Origin of the sequence: Paenibacillus sp. FSL R7-0189 (genome assembly GCF_037969925.1) — a bacterium.
GTDB lineage: Bacteria > Bacillota > Bacilli > Paenibacillales > Paenibacillaceae > Paenibacillus_AQ > Paenibacillus_AQ odorifer.
In genome coordinates, this window is record NZ_CP150223.1 from 6137618 (window position 1) to 6153946 (window position 16329).

The 16329-nt window shown below is 42.0% G+C and carries 13 protein-coding genes and 1 riboswitch; all 13 genes read right to left on the bottom strand.

The features are described 5' to 3' along the window. Nucleotides 1-7 precede the first annotated feature (7 nt). Nucleotides 8-235: a hypothetical protein gene (locus tag MKY63_RS26835; protein ID WP_036678084.1), complete on the bottom strand. Its 228-nt coding sequence runs from the start codon at nucleotides 233-235 to the stop codon at nucleotides 8-10. 89 nt (nucleotides 236-324) lie between these two features. Next, nucleotides 325-1950: a DUF4179 domain-containing protein gene (locus tag MKY63_RS26840; protein WP_339810488.1), complete on the bottom strand. Its 1626-nt coding sequence runs from the start codon at nucleotides 1948-1950 to the stop codon at nucleotides 325-327. Beyond that, complete coding sequence (locus MKY63_RS26845; RefSeq protein WP_339810491.1) at nucleotides 1928-2518, bottom strand: sigma-70 family RNA polymerase sigma factor; 591 nt, start codon at nucleotides 2516-2518, stop codon at nucleotides 1928-1930. Before MKY63_RS26845 ends, MKY63_RS26840 begins: the two co-directional genes overlap by 23 nt. Before the next feature lie 168 nt (nucleotides 2519-2686). Further along, entirely contained in the window at nucleotides 2687-3976 is a 1290-nt protein-coding gene (locus MKY63_RS26850; protein WP_339810495.1) for an amidase, read from the bottom strand. 95 nt (nucleotides 3977-4071) lie between these two features. After that, nucleotides 4072-5634, bottom strand: coding sequence for an ABC-F family ATP-binding cassette domain-containing protein (locus MKY63_RS26855; protein ID WP_339810498.1), 1563 nt, complete (start codon nucleotides 5632-5634; stop codon nucleotides 4072-4074). A 443-nt stretch (nucleotides 5635-6077) separates the two neighbouring features. Beyond that, a complete protein-coding gene (locus MKY63_RS26860; RefSeq protein ID WP_076280394.1) occupies nucleotides 6078-7388 on the bottom strand; it encodes a voltage-gated chloride channel family protein in 1311 nt (436 codons plus the stop codon). Nucleotides 7389-7455: 67 nt separating this feature from the next. Beyond that, nucleotides 7456-7518, bottom strand: a riboswitch (Fluoride riboswitch). A 7-nt stretch (nucleotides 7519-7525) separates the two neighbouring features. After that, nucleotides 7526-8248, bottom strand: a complete 723-nt coding sequence (locus MKY63_RS26865; protein ID WP_036678376.1) for a YebC/PmpR family DNA-binding transcriptional regulator — start codon at nucleotides 8246-8248, stop codon at nucleotides 7526-7528. Nucleotides 8249-8412: 164 nt separating this feature from the next. Continuing rightward, nucleotides 8413-9540, bottom strand: coding sequence for a 5-methyltetrahydropteroyltriglutamate--homocysteine S-methyltransferase (locus tag MKY63_RS26870; protein WP_076184512.1), 1128 nt, complete (start codon nucleotides 9538-9540; stop codon nucleotides 8413-8415). A gap of 139 nt (nucleotides 9541-9679) precedes the next feature. Continuing rightward, nucleotides 9680-10795 (bottom strand): 5-methyltetrahydropteroyltriglutamate--homocysteine S-methyltransferase, encoded by a 1116-nt coding sequence (locus MKY63_RS26875; protein WP_339810502.1) that lies wholly within the window; start codon nucleotides 10793-10795, stop codon nucleotides 9680-9682. Between the two features lie 16 nt (nucleotides 10796-10811). Beyond that, a complete protein-coding gene (locus MKY63_RS26880) occupies nucleotides 10812-11744 on the bottom strand; it encodes a LysR family transcriptional regulator (protein WP_339810505.1) in 933 nt (310 codons plus the stop codon). 120 nt (nucleotides 11745-11864) lie between these two features. Further along, nucleotides 11865-12992, bottom strand: coding sequence for a phosphodiester glycosidase family protein (locus tag MKY63_RS26885; RefSeq protein WP_036678103.1), 1128 nt, complete (start codon nucleotides 12990-12992; stop codon nucleotides 11865-11867). Between the two features lie 174 nt (nucleotides 12993-13166). After that, entirely contained in the window at nucleotides 13167-14708 is a 1542-nt protein-coding gene (locus MKY63_RS26890) for a TPM domain-containing protein (protein ID WP_339810508.1), read from the bottom strand. A 608-nt stretch (nucleotides 14709-15316) separates the two neighbouring features. Beyond that, nucleotides 15317-16249 carry a cysteine synthase A gene (gene cysK, locus MKY63_RS26895; RefSeq protein WP_038570807.1) on the bottom strand — a complete coding sequence of 311 codons (933 nt, stop codon included), beginning with the start codon at nucleotides 16247-16249 and terminating at the stop codon, nucleotides 15317-15319. Nucleotides 16250-16329: the final 80 nt, after the last annotated feature.

Here is a 16329-nt window from a genome sequence, read left to right on the forward strand (position 1 = left end):
AGGGTAATTAACAAGAACAAGTAGCATCTTTTAAATTTCTAATGGCAATTGCATTTAGTCGAAGCGCTTCTACTATTGAGTCTCTTACTGCTAACAATTCAAATCTTTCACGACTGCCAATAGGCAACCTGCAAAGAATGGCTTCAATTCTTTTAAGACTTTCTTTCAGAATCACTCTTTGCTTACGCAATGCGTTCAAAGCTCTTTGAATTTTTCTCTTCTCTGCAGCAGTCATAAACTACCACCTCTTTTCGATTGTGATAGTATATGAGATGCTTATTCCCCCTTATTTGCTTGTACAATCCGGAAACCAAATAACTATATTTACTCTTTTTTACTAGCTTCCATGATAGGAACGGACCAGTCTACATTAGAATACATTCGATTGTTTATCGTGCGTACTAATTGAAGCTGCTCGGGAATTTGTGTAAGGCCTTCGGCACGGAATTGGAAATATTTCTTTTGATTATTTGACTGAGACTCGATAAATTCAATATAACCATCTTTCCATCCTCCCCCTTTGGTAGTAAAAGCTCCTTGTTCAGTGAGTTTGTACTCCTTGCCATCTAGTGTCTTAAATATCCATTCACTATTTAAAAACTCATTTCTCAATCTTCCTCTAAAATGTAATACACCTTCCTTCGCTGATACATTGTTATCGGGAGATGACTCCACTGTAAAATCATTTAACATCAGTTCATCCCCGTCAAATGCAAAGGGAATCGGCTGTTCTTTCAACTTGGCAGGCTCAAATTGTACACTAGAACCATCCTTCTCTGGGATGAAATATCCATCCAATACGAAAGTATAAGGCGTATCCTGCGGTAAATATTTAAACGTATAGCTCCAGTGCATAAGTCCCTTTGTTGCCCCGGGAAGGTTAGAGTAGGACATCACGCTATTCTTATTAGGAAACTTTCTAGCATTAACACTGTGAATCTCTTCGCCTGCTGTATCCTCAAAATGGAATTTCAAGCCCTGTTGCTTCCATAGTTCGCCAGGAGAACGGGTCAATGCCTCTTCACTCAATTGCGTATCAAACTCAAAACGAACACCTTGCACCATATGAGTTAATTTTTTCAAGGTCACAGTTAAACCGTCCGGGGAGGTGTAGCTACCCGTTAGTGGCATGGAGGTTGTTTGTTTATTCGCTTCTGTCATATCCATAGAAAAATTGAAATTCCAATCGCCTTTAAGAGTAGGGATGTTCTTGCGTTCACTTCCCAATTCAGTAATATGACCTTCGACCGTAATTCGATCAGTTTGCAGAGGTTCAGTGAAATTAGCGATCAAATAGTAAAAGTCACTGGTAAATCCTATATCGTATAACTCCCCAACAACCTTCCCTTGATCATCCTTAATCGCAATACTGTTCCCATCATTAAGGGCCAACCGCTTTTTATCATGCTTTCCATCTGGTCCAAACAACTGTAACGCAACAATTACCCGTGTAGGATCTGCCACTGCTTCATCTATTTTGATTGTGTAGCCCTTATCCTTCACCTTAATATTAGGATGCTCTACCAACCCAAATTCTTGTGCTCGTAGAAGGCCAATGTCCATGTTGTTTTTTACAAAAAGAGAACGTAAAGTCTCTGCCAGTGTAGGAACGGAATATAAGATCACGGCACTTAGCACAACCAGTAACAACGCCGCACCCATAAATAATCTCAGCAACTTATTGCGCTTCGGATGCTTCCGATTCCTTTGTGTTGGAGTAAATTCCTCAAGCTCTACTTGTTCCAAAGAAGCCATTACTTGAGCAGTAAATGAATCTGGTAAGCGCTCTTCATACATAGCCTGCGACCATTCAGCTTGTTCCTCAAGCTCTGCTTCGTAGATCATATTACAATGCGTACAAGTTGCCATATGTTCAGTTACGGCTTGATCTCGTAAGATAGATTTGCTTAAAATATATTCTTCGATCTCATAGGAATTTAAGCACCTCATCGGTCTTCACCTCCTGGAGTGTAATTAGCTGCTTCAAACGCTGTTTAGCCCGGTATAAATCATTTTGAATCTTGCTTAATGGAACATCTAGAACCATACACATTTCTTCATAGCTTAAATCATTGGTATAACGAAGCAGTAAAGCCGTACGATAATTAGACGGGAGCTTCTGCATCAGGTGAAGCAGCTCTGTGCGATGCTCCGATCGCATTAATTCTTCTTCTGGATTATCCGAAAGAGAATGTTCGGCATTGTCGTCCGGCAAACTCGCTGTCGGTCGGTCTTTTTTCCACAAATCCTTCAGTAAATTAGTCGCGATAGCGTATAGCCACGCCGCAAAATTCTTATCCAAATCATGTGAGGTCAGCTTGCGGTAAGCTTTAATAAACGTCTCCTGCGTTATGTCTTGTGCATCTTGATGATTGGCTCCCATTCCTCGCAAAAGCCCATAAATTTTATTCTTATATCGATTTACAAGATACGAATAGTCTTCTTTATGTCCATCGAGAACATTTTGGATCCATAGCCTCTCATCCTCTTTTTCAACTTTCGGTACATGTCCCTTCACCTTGAAGCCTCCTTGAAGCACGATACTATATAGACGATCCCTATTAAAAAAACTCTCACTTTATACAAAAAAAGTAGATCTTCAAATAAAACGAAGACCTACTGTGTAATCTACCGATTACGTTTTAGAACAAAATACAACAATTGATCCATTTCTAAAGCCATAGAATCACTGAAGCGCTAAAGAAACCACTTTACTCCAATAAATTAACTCTTCATCCCTACCATATGCCCCGATACATTGAAATCCTAATGGCATGTTATTTATAGAGGCAGCTGGAATACTCACCGCAGGCGCTCCAGCATATGACCAAATGGCCGTCATTCCGGTCCATCCGGTTCGTGAACCCCACAGCGGAGCTGTTCCTGCCTGAGCTGGCGAAACCCACAAATCAATCCCCTGTGACTTCTGCACATCTAATAGATCATTTCTGAGCTTGATTTGTCCGCTACGATATCCTTCCAGTTCTTCCTCAGTGATGGTTCGTCCAGATAAAATAGCCTGCCGTACGGTATCATCATAAAGATCTTTATAAATATCAAATAGTGAATGATGGACTTGCGCCATTTCTCCGTGAACAAACCGCACCATGGCATCTCCGTAGATAAAGCTATCTTCCCACGGCATCGCAACTGTTTTTATGCTGAACCCTGCTTCCTCAAGCTTCTTAAGCTGCTTCTGAAAGGTTATCTTGGTGTCATCCTCCAATAATGTCATGTATACACCTTCGGGTATCCCTAGCACAGGTTTACGAGCTTCATTAAATGGTTTCCATTCTGTTACTAGCTCCGCGGCGAGAAAGTCCATACCCTCCATATCCTGAGTGAAAAATCCAAACGTATCAAAAGATGGCGACATCAATTGGACACCATCTATAGGGATACGCCCATAACTAGGTTTAAAGCCGACCACTCCGCAAAATGAAGCAGGTGCCATAACAGAACGCAAGGTTTGTGTACCTATCGCAAATGGACAGATACCCGCGGCAACCGCAGCAGCAGAGCCTGCACTAGAGCCGCCAGGCGTATAATCCAGCTGATGAGGATTGCGGGTTGTGATAGGTCCGGCATAAGCAAATTCCTCCGTCACTGTTTTGCCGGTGAACCAAACCCCTTTTTGCCGAAGCTTTTGAATAAAACTGCCCTCAGACTTCGTCAATGCTTGTGGGGGAAGGTTCGACCCTGCACGGGTAGGCAACCCGTCTAAGTGAATTAAGTCTTTGATTCCAACAGGTATTCCATATAGCGATGGGTTAGGAAATTCCGAATACTTCTCTCTTACCCTAGCCACTTCATTTTTTATTCTATCTGCTCGGTTCTGCTCTGGCACAAAAGCACGCACGTGTGGTTCTACTTTATTGTAAAGATCTAAATACTGCGTAAGATATCTATCCATGGTCACATCTGAGGTCTTATTGCCCTGAGCAAACTGAGCTAACGAAGATTTATTAATGTACATGTCTGATTGGAGCCCTCCTTAATATTCACTTAAACCAGGAAGCCATTTAAAGACGATTGTATTAATTTGGAACAGCTTCATGTTACTAGGTAACCTTATCTATGGCTATACTTTAGTTCTCTATTTCTATTTTCATCCACAATATTGATTACACGATCCACCCACCCTTGATAAAATTGCTCCTCATGAGAAACCAAAATCACTGTACCTTTAAATTGGATTAAAGCATTCTGTAAAGCATCTTTTGTTTCGGCATCTAAGTGATTAGTGGGCTCATCTAAGATTAAGAAATTGCATGCTGTAAGCAATAAAAGACACAGCTTAACTTTGGATTGTTCGCCACCGCTGAGTGTACGGATAGGCTGTGTAACGTGACTATCTTTTACAACACATAATGCTAGATGACGACGTATTTCCTTAATAGTCAATTTTGGATAAAAAGATGAGACGATTTCAATAGGTGTCATGTTATCGTTTTCCCAAATTAAATCTTGCTCGTAGTAACCAATAGAGACTTGTTCCGCAAAGCGGAATGCCCCGTCAACACTGGGGATTTGACCAACTAATGTTTTCAGCAATGTTGATTTTCCGATGCCGTTAAAGCCTGCTATGACTATCTTTTGTCCTCCTCGAATGGAAAATGTTAATTTTGGCAGCAGCGGCCTATCGTAACCAACCACAAGATGGTCTACTCTAAGCGCAACTTGTGCAGTAACAGGAAGCTCTTGAAAACGGATAGATGCTTTAGTGACAAACGTCGGTGCAGCGATTCTCTCCATACGATCCAGCTGCTTCTGACGGCCACGGGCAATTCTAGAATTAACACCAGCACCATTTTTCCGGATATATTGCTCAGTGGCTTCAATTTTTTTCTGCTGTGCATGGTACTGCCGGATATGGCTTTCTCGAAAATGCTCCTTCTGTCTCAAAAAATCAGCATATTGGCCATGATATTTTTTAATCGTTTCCCCTTCAATATCGCAAATGCTTGTTGATATTTTATCGAGAAAAGTGTAGTTATGAGAGACCACAATGAAGGCTTGATCGAACGCTATCAGATATTCAGCAAGCCAGTTAATATGCGTGGTGTCGAGATAATTGGTGGGCTCGTCGAGCAATAACACATCAGGTTGTTCAAGCAACAGCTTTGCCAATATAACTTTGGTTCGCTGCCCCCCACTAAGCTGATCAATAGGACGGTCCATCCCCATTGCATTTAATCCTAGCCCCGTAACCACTTTACTGGTATTGCTCTCGATAGAATAATAGTCGAGCGCCTCAAGTCGTTCCTGAAGGTCTGTTGCCTGCAAAAGCACACCATTGCCAGAAACAGCACATTCCGCATAAAGTGCATTCATCTTTTCTTCCATTTCGTATATTTCAGTGAACGCTCTCCTTAAATAACTTTGAACGGTACTTGACCCATCAATAACCGCGTATTGATCAAGATGACCTATTTTGATATTGGGCTGCCATTTAATCGTTCCACCATCAGGAATCACCTCGCCCGTCAGAATACCAATCAATGTGCTTTTCCCTGTTCCATTCTGACCCACTACACCTACATGCTCCCCTTTGTAGACTTCCAAAAAAACCTGTTTATACAGCACTTTATCTCCAAAAGCATGTGATACATTAGAAACCTCGAGTAAACTCAATTGCTTTCCTCTTTTCTATAATTGTTTTTAAGCACAAAAAAGCAGAAGGCTTGCGCCCTTGGGCGCAAGCCTTCTGCTTATTAGTGCACAAATAGACGGCACAAATAGATAATTGTCAGTTTGGAAACTGAACATTATAAACACAAAAGGCTGTAGACGAAAATTGTCTACAGCCTCTTAATCATTAACATCGGAAGATGGCGTAATCAAATAAGCATGAATAATCACACTAAAATGACCTAGCTATCTTTCGATGATATAAAAAGCGATTCGCTTTTTGATTAAGCTCCGGACAACGTTTCATCGTTTGTATCCGATTGTTCGGAGCAGCTTCTGGTATATAATTTTTCAGTTTCCACATGAATCATGTTGAACCATCCCTTCGTTTGGCTACATTTTAAATCGTGTAACCGCACTTGTCAACCACCATCCGAGAGGTGCTGTTATTTTTTGCGGGCGCGTTTGACCGTACCGATCCTAGTCCCTTGAGGAATAGTAATGAACTGGCTCTTCGATACACCAATAAGCTGTGAAGTATAAATACTACTATGTCCGGAGAATAAATAACTCACCACACAAGCGATAAACATGTATATGGCTCCTTCCGAACCAAACAGCTCGATCCCCATTAAGAAGCAAGCGATAGGCGTGCTAGTAGCTCCACAGAAGACAGCAATAAAACCGAGGGCAGCTAAAAAGGGTCCATACACATGTAATATTCCAGCCAAGACATTTCCTAGTGTGGCACCAATCGTAAATAACGGAGTAACCTCACCACCCTGAAATCCTGTTCCTAAGGTAAAGGCGGTAAAGATCAGCTTCCATAAAAAAGCGAACGGCGAGACATCTCCCTCAAAAGAATCCTTGATTAATGGAATTCCGAGGCCTAAGTAATCACGAGACCCTACAAGGAATACTAAGGCAATGATAATTAATCCACCTACGGCACCTTTTATCATTGGATTGCTTATCCTGGCGGTGAAGATTCTTTTTAGAAAATGAGTCAGTTCACTGAAAAGCATACTCACGAGACCAAAAATTACAGAGGCCAATACCACTTTTAGAATAATCATTAAACTTAAAGCTGGAAATTCATTCACTACATAGTGTGTATGATGAACACCCCACAATCGAGTGGTGACCAGATCACCAACAAAGCTAGCCACAAAACATGGAAGTAATGCCTGTTGGCTAATAAGTCCAATGGTTACTACCTCTAGACCAAATAAGGTTCCAGCCAGCGGTGTTCCGAAAATAGAACCAAAGCCTGCACTGATCCCGCACATTAACAGTATCTTACGATCCAGAGGACTGATTTTAATCAGCTTTCCGAACCATTCCGCAAGGCTTCCGCCCATTTGAACAGCTGTCCCTTCACGCCCAGCGGATCCACCAAACAAGTGGGTTACTAATGTTCCGAACAACACCAATGGAGCCATTCGCAAAGGTATAGTCTCTTGGCCGTCCTGAATTTGTTCTATAATAAGGTTATTTCCTTTAGCGCTGTTTTTTCCGTAACGCATATATAGGAAACTAACAAATACTCCCCCAAGAGGCAACAAATAAAGTAGCCCTGGATGCTCTAAACGTACATCTGTTACGTAATCCAAGCTTTTTAGAAAAAAAGCAGAGGCGGTGCCGGATAAAATACCAACTACACTGCCGAGCACAATCCATTTGATAAATGTACTCCAAAGAGCAAAATAACTTCGCTTCTTAGTGATTTCAAACCATCGGGTAGACCATGGATTCATCTCGACTGCTCCTAAGGACAAAATAAATTAGTCTCAACAATAAAACAGACCCCTACCAGGGAAGCTCACACTGGTAGGAGTCATTAGTCTCAGAGAGACAGTTATGGCGAACTCCATCGCCCTTTATAAAACTTAAATTATTCTTCTTCTGAATCTACGTTATGATACACTTGTTGAACATCTTCCAGGTCTTCCAAAGCATCAATCAATTTCTCGAATTGAGCTTGAGCATCTTCTGGGAGTGCCACATAGTTTTGTGGAAGCATGTTTAACTCAGCAACAGTAAATTCAGTGATGCCTGCATTCTTGAATACTTCTTGCACTGCATTGAACTGATCAGGCTCTGCATAAACAATAACTGCATCATCCTCTTCCAGCACATCGCGTACATCAAGTTCTGCATCAAACATCATTTCAATTACTTCATCAGCAGTTTTACCTTCCACACCTATAACGGCCGTAGAGTCAAACATGTAAGCTACTGATCCGCTGACACCCATATTTCCGCCATTCTTACTGAAGGTTGAACGGATCAATGGAGCTGTCCGATTAACGTTATTTGTGAGCGCATCAACGATGATCATTGAACCGCTAGGTCCAAATCCTTCATAACGAAGCTCTTCATAATTTTCTTCAGCGCTACCTTTAGCCTTATCAAGCGCACGGTCAATGATCGCTTTTGGTACATTGTAAGTTTTTGCACGTTCTAATACAACTTTCAGGGCCCGGTTCGCTTCTGGATCGGGTTCACCCTTCTTTGCTGCTACATAAATCTCAACACCAAACTTTGCATAAACACGACTAGTGTTTGCGTCTTTGGAAGCTTTCTTTTCTTTAATATTATTCCACTTACGACCCATATTGTTCCCGCTCTCTTTCAACATGAATTAAAAACAATTGTTACTTATTATACCCTTCTTCGATAGCTCTAGTAAAGTGCAGTAGTAGGTTAATCCTCTAAGCTGTCACAATACAGATAGAAAAAGCCCCTGATTCGATCAGGAGCCTGCTAATTTTTTATAGATTACTGCCAAATTTCATCTGCAATCTCTTTAATAAACTGCAGTTTATCCCATTGCTGTTGATCTGTCAGATGGTTTCCTTCTTCCGTAGAGGCAAAACCACATTGTGGGCTCAGGCACAACTGATTGATATCCACATATTGCGAAGCTTCTTTAATCCGTCCAATGATTTCTTCTTTATTCTCAAGCTCACCTGACTTCGAACTGAACAAACCTAAAACCACTTGCTGATCTTTAATAAATCTAAGGGGTGCAAAGTCTCCGGCCCGATCCGTATCGAACTCCAGATAGAAACCATCTACATCCACCGTTCCAAATAACACTTCTGCGATAGGCTCGTATCCGCCGGATGCTGCCCAAGTGGACGCGTAGTTCCCACGGCATACATGCATCGTGATAACCATATCTGCTGGATGATCTTTAATCGCTTCGTTATTTACAAATGCGTATAGCTTAGCGATTTCGTTAACATCTACACCCTCTTTTTGACGGGCTTCCCAATATCCTTTATCACAGAGCATACCCCATGTGCAGTCGTCCAATTGCAGATTACGGCAACCTGCCTCATAGAAATCGCGAATAACTTCACGATAAGCTGCAGCAATATCAGCCACAAGTTCATCCTGCTTGTCGTAAACAGCTACAGTAGTCTTTTGATTGCGCTGAAGTTCAGCAAGGAACTGCGCTGGCGAAGGAATCGTTTGGCGCGCTACTACATCATTTCCCGCTATGCTAACCAATTGTCTGTAGTCAGCGATCATTGGATGGTTAGTCCCACGAATTTTACCGGATAATTCTGCAGTTTCCGCTCTGGTCTCTACACCATTAAACAGGTAGCCCACTGGGCTGACTTTCTTTGTTACCCCTTCAAGGCCCCACATAAAATCTAAATGCCACCAGGAGCGGCGGAACTCTCCATCCGTTACACCTTTTAATCCAACCGCTTTTTGTTTTTTCACAACTCTGGCAATCTCTGTATCTTCTACCTTGCGCAATTCATCAGCGGAGATTTCATTATTTTGATATTGGACACGAGCTCTCTTAATCGTTTCCGGACGTAAGAAGCTGCCAACGATATCTACTCTGAATGGCACTTCAGTTCTTTGTTTTCCTTTTTGGATGGTACTCATAGGGGTTCGTCCTCCTTTATTGTCTGTGCTTTTCTGTTGAATTCACTATAGCACTGTACAATCAGGACAGGGTAACTCCTAAAAACTATGGCCTACCATAAGCTTACGCTATAGCAGGCCACCAAATTAGCTTATTTAATTATAACCAGACCTCTCGAGCGGTTTCGATCACAAGGCGTATTTTATCCCACTGCTCTTCTTCAGTTAGAATATTTCCTTCCTCCGTAGAAGCAAATCCACACTGAGGGCTTAGGCACAGCTTTTCAATATCTACATATTGTGCGGCTTCTTCGATTCTTGCCTTAAGCTGCTCTTTACTCTCCAGACCCCCATGTTTGGTTGTTACTAATCCCAACACTACAAATTGGTCTTTAATAAATCGTAAGGGTTCGAAATCGCCAGCTCGTTCATTATCATATTCCAAGAAAAAGGCATCAACTTTGGTATTGGAAAAAAGCACCTCGGCAACAGGCTCATAACCACCAGCAGCGAACCAAGTGGAGCGAAAATTACCTCGGCATACGTGCAGAGCGATGGTCATATCATGCGGACGCTTCGCAATACTCTCATTAATCAGCCTAACATAATCCTTTGCTAACTGATCTGGATCTGTACCTCTACTGCGTAAATGTGCGCGATGTCTACCACTGCTCAGCGTTCCCCAAGTTGTATCGTCTAACTGGAGGTAACGGCAGCCTGCATCGTAAAATGCTTGAATCGCAGTTTGGTAAACCGCTATGATATCTTGAAATAAAGTTTCCTTATCAGGGTAAACTTCATTTCCATTAAACTCCTCCACAAAGTGAAATAATGCAGGTGAAGGAATCGTCATTTTGGGTATTCGGTCTCCCGCCATTTGCTTGAGCTTGATAAATTGCTGGAGCATCGGATGATCTTCAAAGGAAATTCGGTCAACAATTCGGAATGATTCCGCGCGCTGAACCGTTTCCGCTCTTCCACTCCCTTGGTTTAAGTTAATTTTTTCAGTTCCTTTAATTCCAACAAAGAAATCAAGATGCCACCAGGAACGGCGAAATTCACCATCTGTAACTGCTAATAATCCTACTTCCTTTTCTAGTTCCAGTAGTTTAGCAATCTCAATATTCTCTATTTCATAAAGCTCACTTCCTGTGATTTCACCATTCTCATATTGGAGGCGGGCTGCTTTAATTTCTTCCGTACGCAAGAAGCTGCCGACGATATCATAGCGAAAGGGTGGAGCATTTCTCTGGGTGCCAGTTACGGGTCTAATCATACCGATCCTCCTACAGCTATAGTAAAAAATGATTTAGATCAAAATAACTTCCGGAAACCAAGTCATTTAAGATTTCTATATACTTGGATGCCATCACACTAGGTCTGCGATCTTTATGTGCAATCCAACCAACCGTGAATACTTCATTACTCTCAAATGGAATCGTCCTCAGTCCATTACCATTCAGATCGGATGCCATGATTCCTGTACCCACCGTATAACCGTCCGTGCCCATTAATAAATTGGTCAAGGTTGCCCGGTCATTCACTTTAATATTCTTCTCAATCTGAGAAAAACTTAACATTTCCTCCGAGAAGTGAAGTGAATTGTTCTCACCTTGTTCAAAAGTAATATACGGAAAAGGTAAAATATCGTCCTGCGAAATCCTTTCCTTCTGGGCAAGCGGATGTCCAGTTCTGACATAAAGATGTGGGTCGGTATTAAAGAGTGGCGTGAATTTCAGATTACCATCACTGAACAGCTTATTCATATGCTTATAGTTGCTCTCGTTAATATAAAGAATCCCTAAATCGCTACGGAGGGTACGCACATCTTCGATGATGTCGTAGGTTTGCGTCTCTCTCAAGCTGAAGTTGTACTCTGAGACATCACTTTGCTTCATGAGACTCACAAAAGCATCTACCACAAAAGCATAATGCTGAGTCGAAATGGAAAAATAGATTGGGCTACGCTTTTTCCCAGTATAACGATTCTCCATAAGCTCTGTTTGTTCAATGATTTGACGGGCATATCCGAGAAATTCCATTCCTTCTACAGAAATGCTTATTCCACGGTTCGTCCGTTCAAAGATGGTAATCCCAAGTTCATTTTCAAGCTCTTTAATAGCGTTGGACAGGCTCGGTTGAGAAACAAAGAGCTTCTTTGCCGCCTCATTCATGGAGCCACTATTTGCAATTTCGATAGCGTAGCGGAGCTGCTGCAACGTCACTCCTATTCCCCCTGTTCCAGACCTATTCGTACTGCATTCTGTTTCATACTAGCTGATATCGTAGCATAAATACATCTCTCATTCCAAGATAATCCTTTTCAGGTGCCCAATAACGCGTACTTATTGTGTTCTCTTTTTCCCAGCATCAATCTTGGCAGGATCTAGTCCTTTCCAAATATTTGGCATATCAACCTGTTCTGGATGCTCAAAAACTAAAAAGGCTGTAGGCAAATACCGCTCACCATATTGGGATGAAGGTTTATTCATAATCTCATTGTCTTTTACAAGTACCGTAGAAGATCCACCATCAAGATTAGCCGCTATCACGGCTCCATGCTTAAGCAAAATTTGCTGCACATCATAGAGATTTGCTCCAATACTATAAGTAGGCTGTCGACCGTCAATTACCACAAAAATAATAGCGCCATCTGCCCGCTGACCCATTGCTGTTCTAGGTGCAATCCCCCAACCTTCCGCTGCATTCTTAATCAATCCTTTGCCATTGACGATTAGCCGCGGGCTAAAAGTAACTGCCTCCTGAACCCCCATTTTACTAATCTCATCTAGTGTATAATTCCCGGCAACCATTTTTCCTTGTTTATCAAGACCAACAATCTGTGTAGATTTTTTACCGCCTAGACCGTTGTAATATAATTTACCTTGAGAGACTACAATTCCTATAGGTTTAAAACCGTTACCTTTCCAGTTCGGATCAGCGAACCCACCACCGTTAACTCCGGCGACAGCGCCTGTACGCTTCACCATACTGGTTACTTTTTCACCTGAACCAATCTTATTAGGTATTCCTAGCCGGACTTTGGTTGGATCATTAACAATCATTACATATCCGGTATAACCACTGCCTGAGACATTCTCAATCTCGACAAGTGGCTTCTCTACCACCTCAGGTTCGGGAGCGATCGTATGTGTATCTATTTCGTCCCCCATCTCTTCAAAGCGGGCGGTATACTCGGTTACCCGGTCCTTCAGTTGATCTTCACCTATAATATATTTAGCCATATAGCGATGTTGTGTTGTAATTAGCGTATCTGCGATCGTATAACGTAAGTTCTGAGCCGAGGGTGCAAAATAAAGCCATCCACCAGCAGCGATCATTAAAAATAAGCAGAATAAAAAAACTTTGGATAAGGTGCGAAAAAAACTCCGTTTCTTACGCTTTTTTATTGGTTTCTTAACAGGTTTCTTATTGCGTGCATTGGAACGTTGAGGTAATGATGAAGTGCTCACTTCTAAGTATTCCTCCCTAAATATTACTAATTTGATAATATGTACAACTCGTCCTTATCATAGACGATGATTTTCGTTAAAAGTTTCTATTTGAGTAATAGTCATCATTTCAAAAACAAAAAAGAGCAGGTTTCCAAAGTTTTGGCTACCTGCTCACATATAGCTAATCAAATTCTAATGTCTTCCTACTCCACCGCCGCCGCTAGCGCTACCGCCGCCACCTGATGAGCCACCACCGCCGGAATAACCTCCTCCACCGGAAGAGCCACTATCATTGTTAGATCTGCTGCTGCTTGAAGAGCTGGAAGAATGTCTTCCTGCTCCTCCACCACTGCTGGAACCTCCACCACCATGGTTCTCGTTGCTTGAGGAATACCTTCCTGCACCGCCACCGTTAGTAGAGCCTCCGCCACCACTGTTTCCCCAGAAGCTTGACTGTGAGTTATTGGATGGTGTATTTCTATGATGATTATGATGGTGATGATAATAACGTCTGTGCCATCGTCTGCCATAACCGTAATCCGCTTGACCATGCCAAGGACCATAACGGCGTATATTCCTTTGACTATATGGATTAAATGGCAAACCATACATTTCTATATATCTATTGCGTCGTGAAGCAGTAAATCCAAATAAGATGAGCGAACCAAAAATTGCTGAGAAGATTAGAAAAGCCTTGCTTTTACTAACCGCCTCACCTCCAGTTATAGCAGTAGTAGAGGAAGTACCAGAGTTCGTTGTAGTTCCAGGATTAACATTGTTTCCGTTGTTTCCAGTGACTCCTTGCGGATGATCCGCTCTCGCTAACAAGAAACTGTAGAACGAATTAACTGTCGTTGTAGCTCCCGTTCCGTAATCTTTTTTCGCAAATTGGGGTTCAAGCACGGTATTTAAAATATTACTAATAGCCTCATTGGTTAAAATCTTGTCGATATCCTTGCCTTGTAGAACATGATAGTTGTCTCCGCCTATGTCCAATACAAGCATAACATCCTTAGGACCAGCACCTACCGAAGCAAACTTCATATAGGTATAGTCCTGCAATGTTTTATCTCCAGCATTTTTTACGGTAACCACATAAATTCCACTTCCGGTTGTTGTTTTATATCTGTTGCTGGAATCGTTCAGATAGTCTTTAGTTACTTTTTTGAGCACACCCGCATTATCGGATACGTAATTTTTGGTGCCAACATTTTCTGCCCAAGTACCGCCCATAGCTTGAATAAAAGCTCCATACGTCTTCCTAGCACCATTACTGTATGTTTTAGCTGCGAAATCCGGCTCAAGATATTGTGAAAGAATCTCTTTAATCTTACTGTTAGGCAATGATTCCTCTATACCTTTACCTTGTACCGCCCAATAATCATCATCTTTTATAGAAAGGAGCAGCAGCAGACCGTTATTTTTATCCGCAGCCCCCACACCCCAGCTATTGAAAAGCGATTTTGCATACTCTTCCATCGAAACCCCTTCAGTAGAGTCGACAGTTACAAGCACAACTTGAGCTCCAGTAGCCTGATGTAATCGAATACCGTAGTTCACCATGTAATTCTCTGCTTTCTCGTCAATCACATTCGCAAAATCATTCACATAAAATGAACCCGTATGCTTAGGTACAGCAGTTTTGGCTAAACTTACAGCCGGCAAAAGCAATACACTTAACAATAAGGCAGCAAGTGTGGTACGTAGCAGTATTTTTAGAGTTCTCGTGTTCATATGTACCTCCTGATCTATCATTATCTCTCTTATTTATCGGTTACGCGCGGTTAGCGGAATAGTTCCATTTTATTCTAAACTGGAAATTACACAACAGGAAAAAACGATTAGAATTTGTGAGGCAGGTGATTTAAGGCGTGCGAGTCGCTTTAGGGGCAATCATCGTGTTGTGTTGAGGGATCAAACTCAAGAACATTGGAGTTTTGGAATCCTCCTACTGGATAACATACTTTTCGCCGATGCATCGGACTCAGGAGACGTTATTTTGTTCATTTGCGGGTTTGCGGCAGGCTATCGGACTCAGTTGCAGCTATTTACTTAAAACCACACCACTTATCCATAAATGTTGGCCAATAAGTGCTATACAGTCCGATAACGCAGCAAAATGAGCTTAAAAGGCGAAATAGCTGCAATACGGTCCGTAACACACTGAACTTCCTTGGCTACTATACAAAATTGGAGTTTTGGATTCCTCTTAAACTTCTTAGTTACTTGAGTACCCGTTATCTTGAGATACCCAGCCAATACTCCAACAACAAAAAGACTCAGCATATTGCTGAGCCTCATGATTTTAAAGCCAATTAGTTGGATCTCGAGCTCATGTTCCGTTAAAAATCAAACAGAGTAGTTGTTAAGTAACGCTCACCGGTATCCGGCAGAATTACCACGATGGTCTTGTCTTTATTCTCAGGACGCTTAGCGATTTGTGTAGCTGCGTAAACAGCTGCTCCGGAGGAGATACCCACCAGCAAACCCTCTGTTCTCGCAAGTGCACGTGATACGCTATAGGCATCATCATTTTTCACCTGAAAAATCTCATCCACTACCTCATTATCGTAATTCTCCGGAATAAAGTTAGCTCCAATGCCCTGAATCCCATGTCCCTTTGGACGGCCTCCTGATAAAACAGGGGAGTCAAACGGCTCGATGGCAACGATTTGGACTGCTGGGTTCTTTTCTTTCAACGCTTTTCCAACACCCGAGATAGTGCCTCCAGAACCAACCCCCGCTATAAAAATATCTACATCTCCATCGGTATCCCGCCAAATTTCCTCAGCTGTAGTCGTTCTGTGTATTTCCGGGTTCGCAGGATTGCTGAATTGTTGGGGAATAAATGAATTTGGAATTTCCGCAGCTAATTGTTCTGCCTTTCTTACAGCTCCGCTCATCCCTTCAGTTCCCGGTGTTAACACAAGCTCAGCACCTAGTGCCAGCATTAATTTACGGCGTTCAATACTAAATGTATCTGGTAGGACGATGATCAGTGAATACCCCAAGCTAGCAGCTGCAAAAGCAAGTCCAATCCCAGTGTTTCCACTGGTAGGCTCAATAATGACAGAATCTTTATTGATGAGACCTCTCTCTTCCGCATCTTTGATCAATGCATACCCAATACGATCCTTAACACTACCTGCAGGATTAAAGGATTCCAGCTTGGCAAGAACCCTTGCTTCTACGTTTTGGGTTTTACTATACTTTGAAATCTCTAATAACGGTGTATTTCCGATCAGATCGGTTAAGCTCTTGTAAATATTAGCCATAATGATCCGCACCTCATTTCTTAATTTCCAATCAAATTACTCTGTATTAAGTCTAGCAGGATTTAAAGGATTTACAACCT

Bases quoted from the DNA above. Each gene is read 5' to 3' on its own strand.
- MKY63_RS26835 (WP_036678084.1), bottom strand. From the start codon at position 235: ATGACTGCTGCAGAGAAGAGAAAAATTCAAAGAGCTTTGAACGCATTG.
- MKY63_RS26840 (WP_339810488.1), bottom strand. From the start codon at position 1,950: ATGAGGTGCTTAAATTCCTATGAGATCGAAGAATATATTTTAAGCAAA.
- MKY63_RS26850 (WP_339810495.1), bottom strand. From the start codon at position 3,976: ATGTACATTAATAAATCTTCGTTAGCTCAGTTTGCTCAGGGCAATAAG.
- MKY63_RS26860 (WP_076280394.1), bottom strand. From the start codon at position 7,388: ATGAATCCATGGTCTACCCGATGGTTTGAAATCACTAAGAAGCGAAGT.
- MKY63_RS26865 (WP_036678376.1), bottom strand. From the start codon at position 8,248: ATGGGTCGTAAGTGGAATAATATTAAAGAAAAGAAAGCTTCCAAAGAC.
- MKY63_RS26870 (WP_076184512.1), bottom strand. From the start codon at position 9,540: ATGAGTACCATCCAAAAAGGAAAACAAAGAACTGAAGTGCCATTCAGA.
- MKY63_RS26875 (WP_339810502.1), bottom strand. From the start codon at position 10,795: ATGATTAGACCCGTAACTGGCACCCAGAGAAATGCTCCACCCTTTCGC.
- MKY63_RS26890 (WP_339810508.1), bottom strand. From the start codon at position 14,708: ATGAACACGAGAACTCTAAAAATACTGCTACGTACCACACTTGCTGCC.
- cysK (WP_038570807.1), bottom strand. From the start codon at position 16,249: ATGGCTAATATTTACAAGAGCTTAACCGATCTGATCGGAAATACACCG.